Origin of the sequence: Allobosea lathyri, assembly GCF_900108245.1 — a bacterium.
GTDB classification, from domain to species: Bacteria; Pseudomonadota; Alphaproteobacteria; order Rhizobiales; family Beijerinckiaceae; genus Allobosea; species Allobosea lathyri.
The window spans coordinates 13,680-29,421 of record NZ_FNUY01000017.1 but is presented as its reverse complement, the minus strand read 5'-3'; the positions used below and the strand labels follow the sequence as shown (position 1 = coordinate 29,421).

The 15,742-nt window shown below is 63.3% G+C and carries 14 protein-coding genes and 1 pseudogene; 8 read left to right on the top strand and 7 right to left on the bottom strand.

Annotated elements, in window-relative coordinates:
- Nucleotides 1-209 precede the first annotated feature (209 nt).
- The 5 genes from C4S73_RS25700 (at nucleotide 210) to C4S73_RS25680 (ending at nucleotide 5,166) form a co-directional block, all read left to right on the top strand.
- Complete coding sequence (locus C4S73_RS25700) at nucleotides 210-614, top strand: Rid family hydrolase (protein ID WP_160115911.1); 405 nt, start codon at nucleotides 210-212, stop codon at nucleotides 612-614.
- A complete protein-coding gene (locus C4S73_RS25695) occupies nucleotides 601-1,956 on the top strand; it encodes an NAD(P)/FAD-dependent oxidoreductase (protein WP_103875442.1) in 1,356 nt (451 codons plus the stop codon). Before C4S73_RS25700 ends, C4S73_RS25695 begins: the two co-directional genes overlap by 14 nt.
- 13 nt (nucleotides 1,957-1,969) lie before the next feature.
- Complete coding sequence (locus C4S73_RS25690) at nucleotides 1,970-3,484, top strand: aldehyde dehydrogenase (protein WP_103875489.1); 1,515 nt, start codon at nucleotides 1,970-1,972, stop codon at nucleotides 3,482-3,484.
- A gap of 39 nt (nucleotides 3,485-3,523) precedes the next feature.
- Complete coding sequence (locus tag C4S73_RS25685) at nucleotides 3,524-4,654, top strand: serine hydrolase domain-containing protein (RefSeq protein ID WP_103875441.1); 1,131 nt, start codon at nucleotides 3,524-3,526, stop codon at nucleotides 4,652-4,654.
- Nucleotides 4,655-4,944: 290 nt separating this feature from the next.
- Nucleotides 4,945-5,166: a DUF2934 domain-containing protein gene (locus C4S73_RS25680; protein ID WP_103875440.1), complete on the top strand. Its 222-nt coding sequence runs from the start codon at nucleotides 4,945-4,947 to the stop codon at nucleotides 5,164-5,166.
- A gap of 125 nt (nucleotides 5,167-5,291) precedes the next feature.
- Here C4S73_RS25680 and C4S73_RS25675 read toward each other — a convergent pair whose 3' ends face one another.
- Nucleotides 5,292-7,220, bottom strand: coding sequence for a hybrid sensor histidine kinase/response regulator (locus C4S73_RS25675; protein ID WP_103875439.1), 1,929 nt, complete (start codon nucleotides 7,218-7,220; stop codon nucleotides 5,292-5,294).
- Between the two features lie 1,077 nt (nucleotides 7,221-8,297).
- On the opposite strand from C4S73_RS25675, the gene C4S73_RS25665 reads away from it, so the two are divergent.
- Nucleotides 8,298-9,052, top strand: a protein-coding gene (locus tag C4S73_RS25665; RefSeq protein ID WP_103875437.1) for an IS5 family transposase whose coding sequence is annotated in 2 segments (ribosomal slippage) — nucleotides 8,298-8,631 and nucleotides 8,631-9,052 — 756 coding nt in all. Because the reading frame shifts where the segments join, the coding sequence is not laid out codon by codon here.
- A 99-nt stretch (nucleotides 9,053-9,151) separates the two neighbouring features.
- On the opposite strand, the gene C4S73_RS25660 is transcribed toward C4S73_RS25665, so the two are convergent.
- Nucleotides 9,152-9,445 carry a con-10 family general stress protein gene (locus C4S73_RS25660; protein ID WP_103875436.1) on the bottom strand — a complete coding sequence of 98 codons (294 nt, stop codon included), beginning with the start codon at nucleotides 9,443-9,445 and terminating at the stop codon, nucleotides 9,152-9,154.
- Nucleotides 9,446-10,093: 648 nt separating this feature from the next.
- Here C4S73_RS25660 and C4S73_RS25655 point away from each other — a divergent pair.
- Nucleotides 10,094-10,312 carry a hypothetical protein gene (locus tag C4S73_RS25655; RefSeq protein ID WP_103875435.1) on the top strand — a complete coding sequence of 73 codons (219 nt, stop codon included), beginning with the start codon at nucleotides 10,094-10,096 and terminating at the stop codon, nucleotides 10,310-10,312.
- A 258-nt stretch (nucleotides 10,313-10,570) separates the two neighbouring features.
- On the opposite strand, the gene C4S73_RS25650 is transcribed toward C4S73_RS25655, so the two are convergent.
- The 5 genes and pseudogenes from C4S73_RS25650 to C4S73_RS25630 all read right to left on the bottom strand — a co-directional run.
- Nucleotides 10,571-11,680: a TRAP transporter substrate-binding protein gene (locus C4S73_RS25650; RefSeq protein WP_103875434.1), complete on the bottom strand. Its 1,110-nt coding sequence runs from the start codon at nucleotides 11,678-11,680 to the stop codon at nucleotides 10,571-10,573.
- Between the two features lie 135 nt (nucleotides 11,681-11,815).
- On the bottom strand, nucleotides 11,816-12,712 hold the full coding sequence (locus C4S73_RS25645) for a ketopantoate reductase family protein (protein WP_103875433.1): 897 nt from the start codon (nucleotides 12,710-12,712) through the stop codon (nucleotides 11,816-11,818).
- The gene (locus C4S73_RS25640; protein ID WP_103875432.1) at nucleotides 12,709-13,872 is read right to left on the bottom strand and encodes an alpha-hydroxy acid oxidase; all 1,164 of its coding nucleotides are present in this window, start codon (nucleotides 13,870-13,872) and stop codon (nucleotides 12,709-12,711) included. The genes C4S73_RS25645 and C4S73_RS25640 overlap by 4 nt, the downstream gene beginning before the upstream one ends.
- 304 nt (nucleotides 13,873-14,176) lie before the next feature.
- On the bottom strand, nucleotides 14,177-14,551 hold the full coding sequence (locus C4S73_RS25635; RefSeq protein WP_103875431.1) for a VOC family protein: 375 nt from the start codon (nucleotides 14,549-14,551) through the stop codon (nucleotides 14,177-14,179).
- 266 nt (nucleotides 14,552-14,817) lie between these two features.
- A pseudogene (locus C4S73_RS25630) lies at nucleotides 14,818-15,028 on the bottom strand (IS630 family transposase); the annotation flags it as partial.
- A 211-nt stretch (nucleotides 15,029-15,239) separates the two neighbouring features.
- On the opposite strand from C4S73_RS25630, the gene C4S73_RS25625 reads away from it, so the two are divergent.
- Nucleotides 15,240-15,656: a DUF1236 domain-containing protein gene (locus C4S73_RS25625; RefSeq protein ID WP_103875430.1), complete on the top strand. Its 417-nt coding sequence runs from the start codon at nucleotides 15,240-15,242 to the stop codon at nucleotides 15,654-15,656.
- Nucleotides 15,657-15,742 lie beyond the last annotated feature (86 nt).

The window sequence follows — 15,742 nt, the reverse complement described above, 5'->3', positions numbered from 1 at the left end:
CGCAACCGCCGACCGGTTACGCCATGCCGGAAACAAGGTCACCGGCCGCCCTGCTTGTCGATTTCAATAATTCGGGGTCGAGGGCTCAAAAGCTGATGCGGGGCCCCGCGAATTCCTCGCTCTCTGCCTCCAATTATTGAAATCGACATCGCGCCTGCGGCCGCCGATGCGTTGCTCAACTCAACAGGCGGGCAACAATGATGGGCGACATGACATCCCCGGCTGCCGCAAGGCGGCTGATATCCTCGGGCAGCGAATTCGAGACAACCTACAGCTACAGCCGCGCGGTCGTCGTTGGCCCCCATGTCATGCTCTCGGGCACCACGGGTTACGACTATGCGACCAGCACTCTGGCTGCTGGCGCCGAAGAACAGACGAAGCAGCTCTTTCGCAATGCCGCAGCCGCCTTCGCCAAGGCTGGCGCGGACCTCGCCGATGTGGTGCGGGTTCGGATGTATATCGCCAAGACCGGCGACTACGAGGCCGTGATGGGGGTCTTCGCCGCAACCTTCCGGGGCATAGATCCTGCCTGCACGACAGTTCAGGCCGGCTTGTTCGACCCCGACATCCTCGTCGAGATGGACATGGACGCCATCCTCGATGCCCGCGCTTAGCCTGCTTCCGCACGTCCCCGACGATGTGATGGCGCGGCTCTCCGCGCGGCCTGCCGCGTTCCCGGAGCGAGCCGACGCGGTGGTCATCGGTGGCGGCATCATGGGCGCGGCGGCCGCCTACTATCTCGCCGGAGCGGGGTTGGAGACGGTGCTGGTCGAGCGCGATCGCGTCTCCTCACAGCAGTCCGGCCGCAACTGGGGCTTCGTGCGCACACAGTACCGCGACCCGCTCGAACTTCCGCTGGCGATGGAGGCCTTGTCGATCTGGCCGGGTTTGGAGCAGGAACTCGGCGAGGCGACCGGCTGGCGTCGCAATGGCTGCATCTTCGTCGCCGATACCGAAGAGGAGCAGAGCGCCTTCGCTCGCTGGCAGGATCGCGCGAGGGACATCTCACCCGACGCGCGCATTCTGTCGGGCCGCGAGGTTTCGGCGCTGCTTCCCGCGCTGCGGCGCATGACGGCGGGCGGGCTGCACACACCTTCGGACGGCCAGGCGGAACCGGCACTCGCCACGACGGCCTTCGCCCGCGCGGCGGCCCGTAGCGGCGTGACGATTCTCGAGGATTGTGGAGCCATCGCCATCGAGACGGCGGGAGGGAAAGTGAGCGGTGTTCAGACCGAGCACGGGCTGATCCGCTGCGATGTCGCGGTCTGCGCCGCCGGAGCCTTGAGCCACCGCCTGCTCGCGCCGCTAGGGTTAGACCTGCCGCAGCAGAGCGTGCGCAGCACGGTCTCCCTCACCGCTCCCTTGCCGCCGCTTGCGGAGGCCTGTTTCTGCGGCTTCGGCATCGGCCTTCGCCAACGGGTCGACGGATCCTGCATCATCGCCGCGGATTCGAGTTCCGACATCGATCTGTCGCTCGATTCTTTCAGGGCCGCACGGTTCTTCCTGCCCGAGCTATTGCGGCACCGTAACGGCTTCGCCCTGCGGCTGGGACGCCCCTTCCTCGACGACCTGCATGAGCGCCTCGCCGTTCCACAGCACGAGCGCGCACTTGCCGGCAGGCGACCGTCGATCCCTGCCAACCGAGATCGCGCCGCACGGACAAGCGAAACCGTGAGCCGGCTGTTTGCCGGCACGGAGGCGATCGAGATCGTCAAATCATGGGCGGGCCGGATCGACGTGCTCCCCGACGCATTGCCCGTGCTCGATGCACCCGGCGGGATCGCGGGCCTGATCGTCGCGACCGGCTTCTCCGGACATGGCTTCGGACTGGGTCCGGCGGTGGGTCGCCATGTCGCGCGCCTCGCCAAAGGCGACGCTCCGGCCGAAATCCTCGCCCCGTTGCGCTTCGACCGTTTCGCTCGCGGCACCTACGCGCGCGCCCACGCGCCCCTTTGAGAGCGAGCCGACGATGACAGTTCAGACCGCTGCGCATTATCACGCCATCGCCGGCCGGATCACCTTGTCCGGCCGCGCCTTCATCGACGGTGCGTTCGCGGCGGCAAGCGGCGGGGCAGTGATGGAGACCGTCAATCCCGCCACCGGGGAAATCCTGGCCGCGGTCGCTCATTGCCAGACGGCGGATGTCGATCGGGCGGTTGCGGCGGCGCGGCGCGCCTTCCGCGACGGCTCCTGGTCCCGCTGCGCGCCCGAGCGTCGCAAGGCGGTTCTGCTCAGGCTGGCCGGATTGATCCGCGTGCACAGCGAGGAACTTGCGGTTCTGGAGAGCCTCGACAGCGGCAAGCCGATCCGCGACTGCCTCAAGGAGATCGGGACGGAAGTGCCCGACACCATCCAATGGTATGCGGAGCTGATCGACAAGAGCTTCGGCAAGGTCGCGCCCACCGGGGAGGATGCTCTTGCGCTGATCACGCGGGAGCCTATCGGCGTCGTCGGCGCGGTGCTGCCCTGGAATTTTCCGCTGCTCATGGCAGCATGGAAGCTCGGGCCGGCGCTCGCCAGCGGCTGTTCCGTAGTGGTCAAGCCGGCGGAACAGACATCTCTCTCACTCCTGCGGCTGGCGGAGCTGTCGATCGAGGCCGGTCTTCCCGCCGGCGTTCTCAATGTGGTGCCGGGTCTCGGCGAGACGACCGGGCGCGCCCTGGGGCTGCATATGGATATCGATGCGGTCGCCTTCACCGGGTCAACGGACGTGGGACGGCTGTTCCTCCGCTACGCAGCCGACAGCAACCTGAAGACGATCGGCCTGGAGATGGGCGGTAAAAGCCCGTTCATCGTGCTCGACGATGCGGAGCTCTCGCCCGAGCTGATCGACAATGCCGTGATGTCCGCCTTCTGGAACGGCGGCCAGAACTGTTCGGCCAATATGCGCCAGATCGTGGCGCGCAGCCGGCAGGAGGAATACCTGCACAGGATCGTGGAGCGCACCTCCGAGCTCGTCATCGGCGATCCGCTTGATCCCCGGACGGATCTGGGGCCGATGGTGACGCGCGATCATCGTGCACGGGTGCAGGGCCACATCGAAAGCGGTTATCGTGAAGGCGCGCGCTGCGCCTTCACTGGCGACACACCTCTCTCCGAAGGCCCCGGCAGCTTCCTCGGCCCGATTGTCTTCGCCGACCTGTCGCCTGATATGGGCATCGCGCGCGAAGAGATCTTCGGGCCGGTGCTGGGCGTGCTGCCTGTCGACGACATGGAGCAGGCTCTTGCCCTCGCCGATGCCAGTGAATACGGGCTGCACGCGACAGTTTATACGCGGGACATCGATCGTGCGCTGTCCGTCTCGCGGCGTCTGGCCTGCGGGACGGTCGCGATCAACGGCTTCACGGAAGGGGATATCAAGACGCCTTTCGGGGGCTATCGGCAGTCGGGTTCGCTGTCGCGCGACAAAGGCACCGAGGCGATGGCCCAGTATCTTCAGACCAAGACCACCTGGATCGCCATTCGGCGGCCGTTCGCGGACTGAATATCCTCGACGCCCTGCGCTTCCCAAGGAGCCCCTACGATGAGCATGAGCCCGGCCGCCCGCAAGCAGGTCGAACGCTACTATGACGGCACGATGCTGCCCGACGAACTCGTCACGGTGATGTCCAGTGATACCGGCTGGTTCCCCGCGCGTACCGTGCCCGGCGGATCACAGGTGACACCGCTGCGGCGCTCTCCCGTCGTCTTGCCGCGGCTGGAGATCGCCGATCACGGCCGCACCTTCGATTTCCACGACTACCTCTCGGTGAACCGCGTCGCGGGCCTTCTCATCCTGAGGGATGGCGAGGTGGTCGAGGAAGTCCACGCCCTGGGCACTCGGCCGGAGACGATCTGGAAATCCTGTTCGCTCGCCAAATCGATTACCGCGACGCTGGTCGGCATGGCGCTGAAGGAAGGGTTGATCGAGAGCCTCGACGACCCCGTATCACGCTACGCGGATATCGGCGGCATCTACTCCAAGGTCAGCGTGCGGCAACTGCTGCGCATGGCCTCCGGCGTGCGCTGGAGCGAGGATTACGGCGATCCGACATCCGACCGCCGCCAGCTCATGGCGATCCAGAGCCGTTGGGAAAAAGGCGGAATCCTCAGGCATATGAACTCGCTGCCTGCCGAAACGCCGCCTGGCGGATCATGGAAGTACAATACCGGCGATTCCTATCTGGTCAGCGCCGTGATGGAGGGCGCAACCGGCACCAATCTGGCCGATTACCTCTCCCGAATCTGGTCTCGCCTCGGCACGGAGGCTGACGCCTCCTGGTGGTCGGAATGCCCGGACGGAATGACGGTTTCGGGGAGCGGCTTCAACGCCCGCCTGCGCGACTATGCCCGCTTCGGACAGTTCGTCCTGGATGAAGGCCGCATCGGCGGCGACAAACTCCTGCCCGATGGCTGGACCGCGGAAGCGGGCTCGGCCTACCATATCGGCAGCGAGCGTATCCCCTATGGTTACATGTGGTGGATTCCCGTCCTCGCAGACCCGGCGTTGGAGGGCACCTTCCAGGCCGAGGGCATCTACGGTCAGTTCATCCACATCAACCCGCACAAGCGACTCGTCGTGGTCGTCCTCAGCGCACGCTCGAAACCATCGCATACGCGCCGCCTCGAGATCAACGACGACGCCTTCTTCGCTGCCCTCGCGAGGGCGCTGTAACAGCGCGGACGCGCTGTTACCCCTCTCGCCGGGCGCGTCTCCAGGGCGATGACCGAGCTGTTCGGATCAATTGCCGGTCGGCACTCCAAGCGCGTAGCTCCGCTGCAGCTGCCGATCCGTCGACGGATTGAGCGACTGGCACTCGCCCCGATAGAATGAGCCAGGCTCCCGATTGATCGGGTTCGCGCAGATCACTGCCAGTCTCGGCCGGGCGCCCAATTGACGCAGCCCGGGAACGCTGTCGGGGCACATGCGTTTCATGGGGTTGTGATTGGAAATGGGAGCCTGACATGGCCAGCAAGGACACCGCTCAGCGTGAAATCCGAAAAATAGCCTACGCCTTGTGGATGGAGCAGGGGCAGCCGGATGGCCGCGACCGGGAGCATTGGGAGGCGGCAAAAGTGATCTGGGCCTTTCGCAACAGCGACGCGGACCAAAGCCCGGACGAGACGGCCGCACCGAGCAGCCGGCCCCGCGCGACGACCGCCAGCGAGCCACATAGCAGCCACTGAACGTCTGGCGGCATTTCAAACTCGGTCAGCAACGAGATCTGCGTCAAGCGCAGAGCCATCTGCCGAGTTGCTGATTGTCCCGCCGAGCCGGGTGTCCAGCCAAGAGCGGTTGGTCCGTGCCGTGTTCAGGCGCCGGTCGCCTCTGCGATGCCCTTTTGCAGATCCGATTGCCAGAACGGCTTGGCGATGCGTGTCACTCCGGACGGAAGTCCACCCGGCAGGTCAGCATATCCAGTTGCCAGAATGATCGGCATTCCAGGCCACCGCTTGGACACCTCGGCTATCAGCTGTCCACCCGTCATCTGTGGCATGGCATGATCGGTGATTATGAGATCGAACGCCTGCCCCTCGAGTCTCTGAAGGGCTTCGCGGCCCGAGCTGGCCTCGACGACGATATGTCCGAGGTCTTCGAGCAGGGCCACCGTGTTCATCAGGATCAGTGCGTCATCGTCAACCGCCAGAATTGAGAGCGAGGTTGTCGGCACGCGTGTTGTAATGCGAGCCTCTTCGACTTCCACGGGAGTTGCCGCTGGCTCGGAAACTGGCAGCCACAGGATGGCAGTGGTGCCCTTGCCGGGCTCGCTTTGCAGTTCGAGACGTCCGCCCAGTTGCTGAGCTGTGCCCGATACCATCGAAAGCCCGAGGCCAGTTCCTTTCCCGACTCCTTTTGTCGTGAAAAAGGGCTCGGACGCCTTTGCCAGCGTTTCGGCATCCATGCCTTCGCCGGTGTCGGCCACGGCAATGCGGATATACCTGCCAGGGACCAACCGCGACTGTGTTCGGTCCGGGACAAGTTCGTTCTTTGCGGAGATCGTAATTTTCCCCCCGGAGGGCATGGCATCGCGCGCATTGACGGCAAGATTCAGGATGGCCAGCTCAATCTGTCCGGCGTCGGCGAATGCCGGCATGAGGCCGACGGGAAACAGCGTCTCGAGCTCGATCGACGGGCCGAGCGAACGGCTCAGCAAGTCCGTCATCCCGCCCACCAACTCGTAGATATCGACGGGACGAACCTTCAGCTCCTGCTTACGGGCGAAGGCGAGCATGCGTTGCGTCAGCGTGATCCCGCGTGTCGCACCCGCCAGAGCATTGTCGATCAGACCAAGCTGTCGTTCGTTTTTCTCCTGCTTGCGGAGCAACTCCAGGCTTCCGACCACAGCGTTGAGCAGATTATTGAAATCATGGGCTATTCCACCCGTAAGCTGCCCCAGCGATTCCATCTTCTGGGATTGGTAGAGAGCCTCCCTCGCAGATAGGAGTTCGTCCTCCGCCTTGCGCCTCTCGCTCATGTCGCGAGTGATCTTGGCGAAGCCGATGATGGCGCCCTGCTCATCATGGATCGGATCAATCACCACGCTCGCCCAGAAGCGCTCGCCGCTCTTGCGAACGCGCCACCCTTCCGTCTGGAAACTACCTTCGGATCTCGCAATCGCCAGCGCCCGTTCGCATTCGCCACGAGCTCGTTCCTCTGGAGTATAGAAAACCGAGAAATGGCGACCCACGATTTCCTCTGGCCGATAGCCCTTGATCCGCTCGGCTCCGGCATTCCAGTTGCTGACCGTGCCGTGCTCGTCGAGCATGTAGATCGCGTAGTCCGTGACCCCTTGAACCAGCAGCCGAAACGACTGCTCGCTCCGCCGCAGGGCTATTTCCTGCTCTCGCCGTTCCGTCAGATCCCGCGTGATTTTCGCATAGCCTAAGGTGCGGCCGCTCGTCGGATGGATGATGGGATCAATGATGACGTGGGCCCAGAATCGCGAACCATCCTTGCGGACCCGCCATCCCTCGTTCTCGAAACGGCCATCCTTCAGAGCGATTGCGAGCGCGCGGGACGGCAGTCCGGCTGCCTGATCCTCAGCGGTGTAGAAGCGCGAGAAATGCTCGCCGATAATTTCGTGATCTTGATAGCCCTTGAAACGACGAGCGCCAGGATTCCAGCTTGAGACCAATCCCGTCGCGTCCAGCATATAGATCGCATAGTCGGTCACTGCGTCGACGAGCAGCCGATATCGATCGTCTGCCAGGTTAAGATCAAAAGCCATATTCACGGACATTCCCACTGCGCCGGCCGATGCCGCATGTCATAACGCGCGAAAGAATATCCCGTTCCAAGGCATTAGGCTCGCCGCGCGGCCCGACCCGAAAAGCCGGTCTCGCGGAGATTTTTCATAGGGGCTAGCAGCGCAACAGAAGCTCCGCTCAAGCCGCAATAGCCGGATGACTTGGCCGCGGTTCAGCCAGGATATCCTGCGGGCAGAGGCAGTGCGGATCGTCAGGGGGAGGCCCCCACTCCCTTTGCCAGAACGTTGGATTGACCGACCAGGCTGCAACAGCCTTGCGCCACTCCGCTCTCACAGCCTGCAGCTTGTTTCGCCTCCGAACGGAGCCGGTGTTCCGCTTAGCCACTGTGCCACCTCCTATCGGCTGATCCGCCGCTACATCCCGTCGCGAATGACATGCTCTAGGTGGGGCCGCCGACGGCGATCAGCTATAGACTTTGGGCTAAGGCGGTTATGCGTTTTTCAAGCTTGTGGCGCGAACGTCTGACGATTCGGCGAAGGCGTTTCCGCTCAGCTCGGGTAGGCTATCGGAAATCAGCAGCGCTTGGGCACGCTTATTGGCGTTTGCTCGATGTGAGCTACCTCACACTTTTTCCGCAGCGGAACGGATATGCCGCACGAGCTGATCAAGCTCGGAGAGCCAAGATGATCTGTCCATATGAAGAGAAGCTGGAGCAATTCCATCGCCGCGAGGCCGAGCGCGCCAGAAACGCCGGTCTGTCGGCCTACATCTTGAGCGAGGACGGCAGCGTCGTCCGAATCTGGCCGGACGGACGAAGGGAACGGATCGTCACGAATCCCGGCATTCACAAGGGCACCAGCGCTATAGTGCTTGCGGCGGCGACACATCGGGGCGGCCCTTGGGAACCACAGCCAGCCCTTTAACGTCCAGACAGAGGCCTATGGCCATTTGGGATCTGAACGCGAAAACCCCGCTTCGATGTGAAGCGGGGTTTTCGTTGATTTTGGTTGCGGGAGCCTGAATCCACCGACAGTTGTCTCTATCGACTAGGCTCAGGACCTATTAATTTGGTTTGAGATGTGATTCACGGTGTCTGGGAGGATACCGTGATGGGTGATTTGTTTCTGCTGAGCGAGCGGCAGATGGCTCGGATCGAGGGTTATTTCCCTCTGTCGCATGGTGTGCCCCGGGTCGATGACCGGCGCGTCGTGAGCGGCATCGTCTATGTGATCCGCAACGGCCTGCAGTGGAAGGACGCGCCCAAGGGCTACGGTCCGCACAAGACGCTCTACAATCGTTTCATCCGCTGGAGCCGGCTCGGCGTCTTCGACCGGATCTTCGCCGGGCTTGCCAGCGAAGGACCCCGGCCTGAGCGCATCATGATCGACGCGACGCATCTGAAGGCGCACCGCACAGCGGCGAGCCTGCTCAAAAAGGGGCTCTTCCCCGCCGTATCGGGCGCACCAAGGGCGGGCTGAACTCCAAGCTCCACACGGTCTGCGACGATGCTGGCCGCCCGATCATCATGCTGCTCTCGGAGGGCCAGATGAGCGACCACAAGGGCGCAAGCCTCGTGCTCGCTGCCCTGCCGCCAGCCAAAACCCTCATCGCCGACCGCGGCTATGACAGCACCGGGTTCCGCCAGGCGCTGGCCGCCAAAGGCATCGAACCCTGCATTCCATCGAGCAGAAGTCGGAAAATCCCGTACGCCTACGACAAGGCGCTCTATCGCCAGCGCCACAAGGTCGAAAACCTCTTCGCAAAGCTCAAGGACTGGCGACGCATCGCCACACGCTACGACCGATGCGCCCACACATACTTCTCAGCCATATCCATTGCTGCTGCCGTCATCTTCTGGCTCTGATCAATGAGTCCTGAGCCTAGGCTGCCCCCACATGACAACCCCATCGCTTGCGTGGAATTGGCGGGCCCGACAGGGCCCGCCCTTTTTTGCGCCGACGGACTAGCTTTGTCCGCCCTTCTTGCCAGCTTCGGATGCCCGCTCGCGGTCGTTGGCAAAATTGCCCGAGCCACCACGCTGGCCGCCCTTCTGGTCGCGATCACTGCTGCTCGCTTCTTGCTGGCGGTCACCGCCGCCGCTGCTTTCGCCACCTTCGCGGCCGGCCTCCGAGGCCAGTTCATGATCCTGCGAGAAACTCCGCTTTTCGGCGGGAACGCTCTGACCTCCCTTGGAAGCGATATCGCGCTGCTTGTCGTCGTCCATGGACGCAAAGCCTCGGCCTGACTGATTAGCCATGATGCATTCTCCATCTGGATTTTCGAAAGCGTGAATGCTGAGGCATTCACGTCCGTCCAACTGGTTTCCCCCACCCAGGTTCCAGCAAAAAAATGCGGCTTCCTTCGCCTGCGGATATCGATTTAACTTACTGAATTATTTAAGTTTTTTAGTCGAGGTAACTGTCAAGCTTCATGAGCGGGTTGCACGGAACGCAAAGCGACAGTCTCGATTGAACCAGGCAAAGCGCCGTGAGTGGCGTTCCGCGCTGGGAAGGAAGCAAAGCCGCCTCGCAAAGCTTAACATTTGATAGTGCCGCGGCTGAAGTTGAACTTCAGGTTTCGGGCCTCCCCTAACCCGAGCAATCGTCCGTAAAATTCACGGCCCCTCCAAGGAGGAAATGCCCATGATGTCAGGCAAGGGTCGCTTGTTCCTCGGATCGGCAGCAGTGTGAGAGGACTACACAACTATCGCTCTGCTCGCCGGCCTGGGTTGTCCGCTTTCCAGCGATTCAACTGAGCATGGGCTTTAACGGCCGGGGGCCAACGCGCACCTCCAACCATCCTCTCTTGGCACAACGTTATTTCGCGGCTGTATCGACCCGGATTCCCTGTCTTTCCGGCGTCGTTCCGGCCGTCACCGGTCATTCAGCTTCGCGCGAGTGGACGCGTGCCTTGCGACGCGGACCTCACCGCCTCGCTCAACGGCCTGCCCGGCGCGAGTTTCACGGCCGGCGGCGCGAAGCCCGGCCGCAATGCAGCCCTGCTGGCGGCAGGCGCCGACATCAGGGTGAGCCAAGGCGTCAGCCTCAGCATGCGGGTCGATTCGGAACTATCGGCCAACACCCGCCGCGTCGGCGCTACAGCCCAACTCAGGGTCAGCTTCTAATAGGCGCACCGTTCCGGGTTTGGCTCTCAGCACCGACGCTTCGCAATGGCCGCTATGCGACCACTGCTCAGTGTCTGCTGTTGGCGCGAGGTAGCATTGAGCCCGGGCCGGACACGGGCTGAGCTCTGTCGCCGATCAACGCATCGTGGGCGAGTTTCACGGCTGGGCACTATTCTCAAATCCGCTCCAGACCTGAGATCGCCATCGATGATCACGATCAACAGGCGGGCGCCTGATGATCGTCCGCGCAGGACAGCGTCAGCCGTCCGCCCAGCGCTGCTGCAGAGCGGTCACCGCCATGTAGTCGAACGAGAAATCGGAAATTTGCCAATAACGCAGGCTGTCCTGCTGGAACGCCCAGAGGTGGTCGTAGATCTTCTTGAAGTTGGGATTGGCGGCCGACATCTCCGCGTAAAGATCCTTGGTGATCTTGTAGCTGGATTTGAGGATGTCGTTGGGCAACGGGCGAAGCTGCGCGCCGCCGGCGACGAGCCGCTTTAGCGCGGCGGGGTTCAGGACGTCGTACTTCGCTTGCATGTCATGGCCGGCAGCCATGGCGCAGGTCCTCAGCACCTTCTGGTAGATCGGCGGCAGGCTGTTCCACTTCTCGAGATTGATGAAGAAGCTCAGTTCGGCGCTGCCGTCCCAGAAGCCGGGATAGTAGTAGTACGGCGCGACCTTGGCGAAGCCGAGCTTCTCGTCATCGGCGGGTCCGACGAATTCGACAGCATCGAGAACGCCGCGCTCCAGCGCCGGGTAGATGTCGCCGGCGCCGAGCTGCTGCGGCACCACGCCCATCTTCTGCAGCACGTTGCCGCCGAGACCACCGATCCGCATCTTCAGGCCTTGAAGGTCGGCCGCGGATTTGATCTCCTTGCGGAACCAGCCGCCCATCTGCGCGCCGGTGTTACCGGCCGGCAGGTTGTAGATATTGAACTTGGCGTAGAACTCGTTGAGCAGTTCGAGCCCGCCGGCATGGAACAGCCAGCCCTGCATCTGGCGGCTGTTGGGTCCCCAGGGGATCACCGTGCCGAAGGCGAAGGCGGTGTCCTTGCCGGTGTAGAAATACGACCCGGAATGGCCCATCTCAACAGTGCCGTTGGTCACGGCATCGGCAACCTGCAAAGCCGGCACGATCTCGCCGGTGGCGAAAACTTGGATCTTGAACTTGCCGTCCGTGATCGCCGACACCGCCTCCGACAGGTAGGTGCAGGAGCCGTAGAGCGTGTCGAGCGACTTCGGATAGCTCGAGGCCAGGCGCCAGGTGACGGTCGGTGCGCTCTGGGCAATGGCGGGGGATGCGATGCCGGCGGCGGCGCCGACGCCGACGCCGACGCCGGCGCCCTTCAGAAAGGATCTGCGCTTCATGGATGTCGTTTCCTGCCTGATTTTTTTGCTTCGCCGTTATCGGCGTGCGGGCAGAATGGCAGCGTCGGCTGCGAGCGACAATGAACGCGGCTGCATGCCGGCCCGGCGGCTCGACGCATCGGGCAGGCGCGGCGTTCAGGACCTGGAACGTTCCTCCATCAGCTTGACCACGACGGTAAGCAGGCGGTTGGCCGGTGTCGCGATCCCAAGCTGTGCGCCGGTCCTGGCGACATAGCCGTTGAGGTGGTCGATCTCGGTCATCTTACCGCGCGCGAGGTCATGCGCGGTCGAGGAGAACTGGTCCGGCATCCCCGAGGCGAGACCCAGCACGGTGTCCAGAATGCTCTCGTCGACGAGGATATGCTTGCGTTTCGCCACGGCCAGGCATTCCGCGACGATGTCGGTCATGCTGGCGCCGACGCCCTCGACCGCGGTCATCCGGCCATAGGGCAGTTGCGGGATGGCCGAGAGGGCGTTGTAGGCGCAGTTCACGATCAGTTTGGTCCAGAGCGCGCTGATGACGTTGTCGGAGATCTCCGTGCCGATGCCGGCCTGTCCGAAAGTCTCGACGATCATTGCACTAGAAGGGCTGGGCCCGATGACCAGTTCGCCGCGGCCGTGATGCCTGACATGGCCCGGCCCCGACATCTCGCAGGCCACATAGACCGCGGTCGGGATCACCGGCCGTCCCAAGACCTCCTGCAGGCGTTCGGCGTTGTCGACGCCGTTCTGCAGGCTCAGGATCGAGGCGTCAGTGGCTAGGTGGGATGCGATGTCATTGCCGGCCGAAGCCGTGTCGCCCGATTTCACGCAGAATAGGATGATCTCCGCGTCGGCGACGCCGGACGGCTGCGTCGTCGCGGTGACCGGGACGGTCTCGGTGAAAGCCTTGGTCTCGAAGACGAGGCCGCGTTCTTTGATCGCCTCGACATGCTGCGGCCGCGTGATCAGCGTCAGCGCATGGCCGGCCCGCGCCAGCATGGCGCCGTAATAGCAGCCGACGGCGCCAGCTCCCATGATCGCGATCTTCATCGGTTGGCTCCCTGCCTTGGCCAGAGATGGTCGCTGCCGAGCTCGGAAGGATCGGCGCAGCCGAGGTGGATCAGCGTGTTCAGGAATTCGGCGCGAAGGACGTCGATGATCTCCGTCGGGCCGCGCGTCAGGCCAAGCGCCGCCACGGCAAACAGGAACGGCCGTCCCAACAGGACGAAGTCCGCCCCCGAAGCAAGACCGCGCGCGATGTCGTCGCCGGTGCGCACGCCGCTATCCAGGATCAACGTCAATCGATCGCCGCAGGCTTCGCGGATCGCGGGCAGGACCTCGATCGAAGAGGGCGCCGAATCGAGCTGGCGCCCGCCATGGTTGGACACGACGAGACCGTCGGCGCCGATCCGTTCGGCGGCAAGGGCATCCTGCGGGTTCAGGATGCCCTTGATGACGAGGTGATGCGGCCAGGCCTTGCGGATGCGCTCGATCCGCTTCCAGTCGAGACCGGGGCAGGAGAGCTGACGCGAGACGAATTCGGCGTGGGCCAAACCGCTCATCGAACCCTTGTTCTCCACGAAATTCGCCATGCCGGGACGCTCGCCGAGGGCTGCCCGCAGCAGCCAGGCGGGGTGCCGCCCGACATCGAGAACCGTGCGCAGCGACGGGCGAAGCGGGATGGCCAGCCCATTGGTGAGATCGCGGACGCGTTTGGCCGGAACAGGGATGTCCACGGTGACGACGAGGGTCGTGACGCCGGCCTTTAGTGCCCGCTCCATCAGCGCTGCGGCGATGTCCTCATCGGCGCCGGGGTAGAGCTGGAACCAGAGATTGTCCTGCGCGACGCCGGCGATCGTCTCGATCGAGGTCGTCGCAGCCGTGGACAGGACATAGGGGATGTTACACGCCTTTGCCGCGCGAGCCAGAGCGAGGTCCGTCCCAGGGCAGACGAGGTTGGCGAAGCCCATCGGGGCGATGCCGAAGGGCGCGGCGTAACGGCGACTGAAGATCGTGATCTCGGAATGGGCCGCCGAGCAGTCACGCAGGGCCTGCGGCATCAGGGCGATCTGCTCGAAGCGCTCCCGGTTTCTCAGCACGGCGGTTTCTGAGCCAGCGCCGCCCTCGACGAAATCGAAGATCGCGCGCGGCAGGCGCTTGCGGGCAAGAGCGGCCATCTGGCCTGTCGTGAAGATGCGTCCGGTCGGCACGGGGGCGAGATCTCCCTAATGGTTTCTGCCTAGCCGCTGTCGCCACGGCTTACCCTCTTCGTACAGGCTGGCGCTTGATTGCAGAAGCGTGGGGACTGCCCATGCCATCGGCCGATGTCGCGGGTCGGCGCATTCCGGCGACTTTGGCAGTGCCGGCAGCGGCCCAGGCGGGCTGATCTGGAACTACGGCGAGGTCAGCGTCCTGGCAGCCGATCCCGAAAGGAGAGGATGAGATTGGACCGTCCGCTGGCCGGCGGATTTCCCGGGAGCGGGATGATCTCCGGAGGGGCTGTTGCCGATTGTGCTACTTCGTCGGCTGAGAGCGCGCGGTGAGCTTGTTTCCGTCCGGATCGCGAAGGTAGGCGACGAAGGCTCCGTTCGGACGCTCGCTGGGTGGGCTCTCGATCGCCGTTCCACCACGCGTGGTGCCGGCCTTATGCCACGCGAGAACATGGTCACGGCTCGCAGCGGCGATGCCGATGGTCCCACCGTTGGCCGCGGTCGCTGGATTGCCGTCGATCGGCTTCGTAATCATCAGCCGGCCGCCCTTATGGGCATAGATCAGCCTGCCTCTGGCATCTATCTCGCCAGGCTCGCCTCCTAACGCGGCGAATGTGGCGTCGTAGAAATCTCTAGCCCGCTCCAGGTCGTTGCTGCCGATCATGACGTGCGTGAACATAGTTTTATCTCCAAGAAGGCCTGTGCGAGATAATCGAGCGCGGAGACGAGCGGCTGACCGAGAATAAAAACCGATGATCGCCAGGCGCCCTGTGCGGCTTTTGAGAAATGATCAGTCTTTCACAAGGCACGTCCGCAGGGTTGGCGGCAAGCCCCCGCACCTTACCCGTCATCGAAGATGCAGCGATTACTGCAAGGCGAATGTCCGCTCACAGCCACCGGAACCAATCTCCGCAATCGACCACGACCCGCTGACTATCGCGCGCTGATCACCGCACCATGCCGCTCAAGCCGATGCGAGCGCCTGTCGCCGCCAAGCGGGCCGGGGCGCGCATCACCCTGCTCACGCTCCAGCTTGGGCCAGCGGCTGACGCTGGCCGCACTCACGCCAAACCGCTCGCCGGCTTTCCGATGCGTCAACCCGCGCACCACCGCCGCCAGCACCCGAACGAAGATCGACAGACAGAGCTTTCGACATACCAGCCGGGCTCCGACCCGGCAGGTCGAACTCCACTAAATAATGTCGATAAAAACCAACCTCCGTTTCTGGATGACTGGGTATTTATTCGTGAGACGCGACGTTATCAAAAAATAAAAATCGGAACCTTTTATGTAATTTGCCGTTTTAAGTTCACTTGACCAGCTTGACGGATATCCTTTCTCGCCGGTTCATGCGAAGGATTACTTCCATGATGAAGACAATTTTGCTTTTGGCCGCGATTTCGATCGCGCCTGCGACGGCTTTCGCCCAGAACGCTCCGGCGGCTCAGGGCGGCGCTGTCGGCGGTGCTGCGACTGGAGCGGTCGGCGGTGCTATCGTCGGTGGCCCGATCGGTGCCGTCGTTGGTGGTGTCGGGGGCGCCGTCGTCGGTGCCATCATCGGCGACCAGACCCCGCGATTCCAGACCTATGTCGTGGAACAGCGCCGTCCGTCCTACACCTATGCCGAGCCGGTGGTCGTAGGCGCCACACTGCCGAACGAGGGGGTCACCTATTACGACGTGCCCCGCGAATATGGCGAGACCAGCTATCGCTACACGGTGGTCAACAACCGCACCGTACTGGTCGATCCCAGGACCGGCCGCGTCGTTCAGGTCATCGAGTAAGCTGATCGCCTGACCAACTGATGACGGCGCACCGCGCGCCGGCATTCCCTTCTCGGGTTGCAAGCCCGCTCCAGCAATGGGGTGGG

What these genes read in the sequence shown, in the direction of transcription:
- C4S73_RS25700 (WP_160115911.1), top strand. Translation starts at nt 210, where the DNA reads ATGACATCCCCGGCTGCCGCAAGGCGGCTGATATCCTCGGGCAGCGAA.
- C4S73_RS25695 (WP_103875442.1), top strand. Translation starts at nt 601, where the DNA reads ATGCCCGCGCTTAGCCTGCTTCCGCACGTCCCCGACGATGTGATGGCG.
- C4S73_RS25690 (WP_103875489.1), top strand. Translation starts at nt 1,970, where the DNA reads ATGACAGTTCAGACCGCTGCGCATTATCACGCCATCGCCGGCCGGATC.
- C4S73_RS25685 (WP_103875441.1), top strand. Translation starts at nt 3,524, where the DNA reads ATGAGCATGAGCCCGGCCGCCCGCAAGCAGGTCGAACGCTACTATGAC.
- C4S73_RS25680 (WP_103875440.1), top strand. Translation starts at nt 4,945, where the DNA reads ATGGCCAGCAAGGACACCGCTCAGCGTGAAATCCGAAAAATAGCCTAC.
- C4S73_RS25675 (WP_103875439.1), bottom strand. Translation starts at nt 7,220, where the DNA reads ATGTCCGTGAATATGGCTTTTGATCTTAACCTGGCAGACGATCGATAT.
- C4S73_RS25660 (WP_103875436.1), bottom strand. Translation starts at nt 9,445, where the DNA reads ATGGCTAATCAGTCAGGCCGAGGCTTTGCGTCCATGGACGACGACAAG.
- C4S73_RS25650 (WP_103875434.1), bottom strand. Translation starts at nt 11,680, where the DNA reads ATGAAGCGCAGATCCTTTCTGAAGGGCGCCGGCGTCGGCGTCGGCGTC.
- C4S73_RS25645 (WP_103875433.1), bottom strand. Translation starts at nt 12,712, where the DNA reads ATGAAGATCGCGATCATGGGAGCTGGCGCCGTCGGCTGCTATTACGGC.
- C4S73_RS25635 (WP_103875431.1), bottom strand. Translation starts at nt 14,551, where the DNA reads ATGTTCACGCACGTCATGATCGGCAGCAACGACCTGGAGCGGGCTAGA.
- C4S73_RS25625 (WP_103875430.1), top strand. Translation starts at nt 15,240, where the DNA reads ATGATGAAGACAATTTTGCTTTTGGCCGCGATTTCGATCGCGCCTGCG.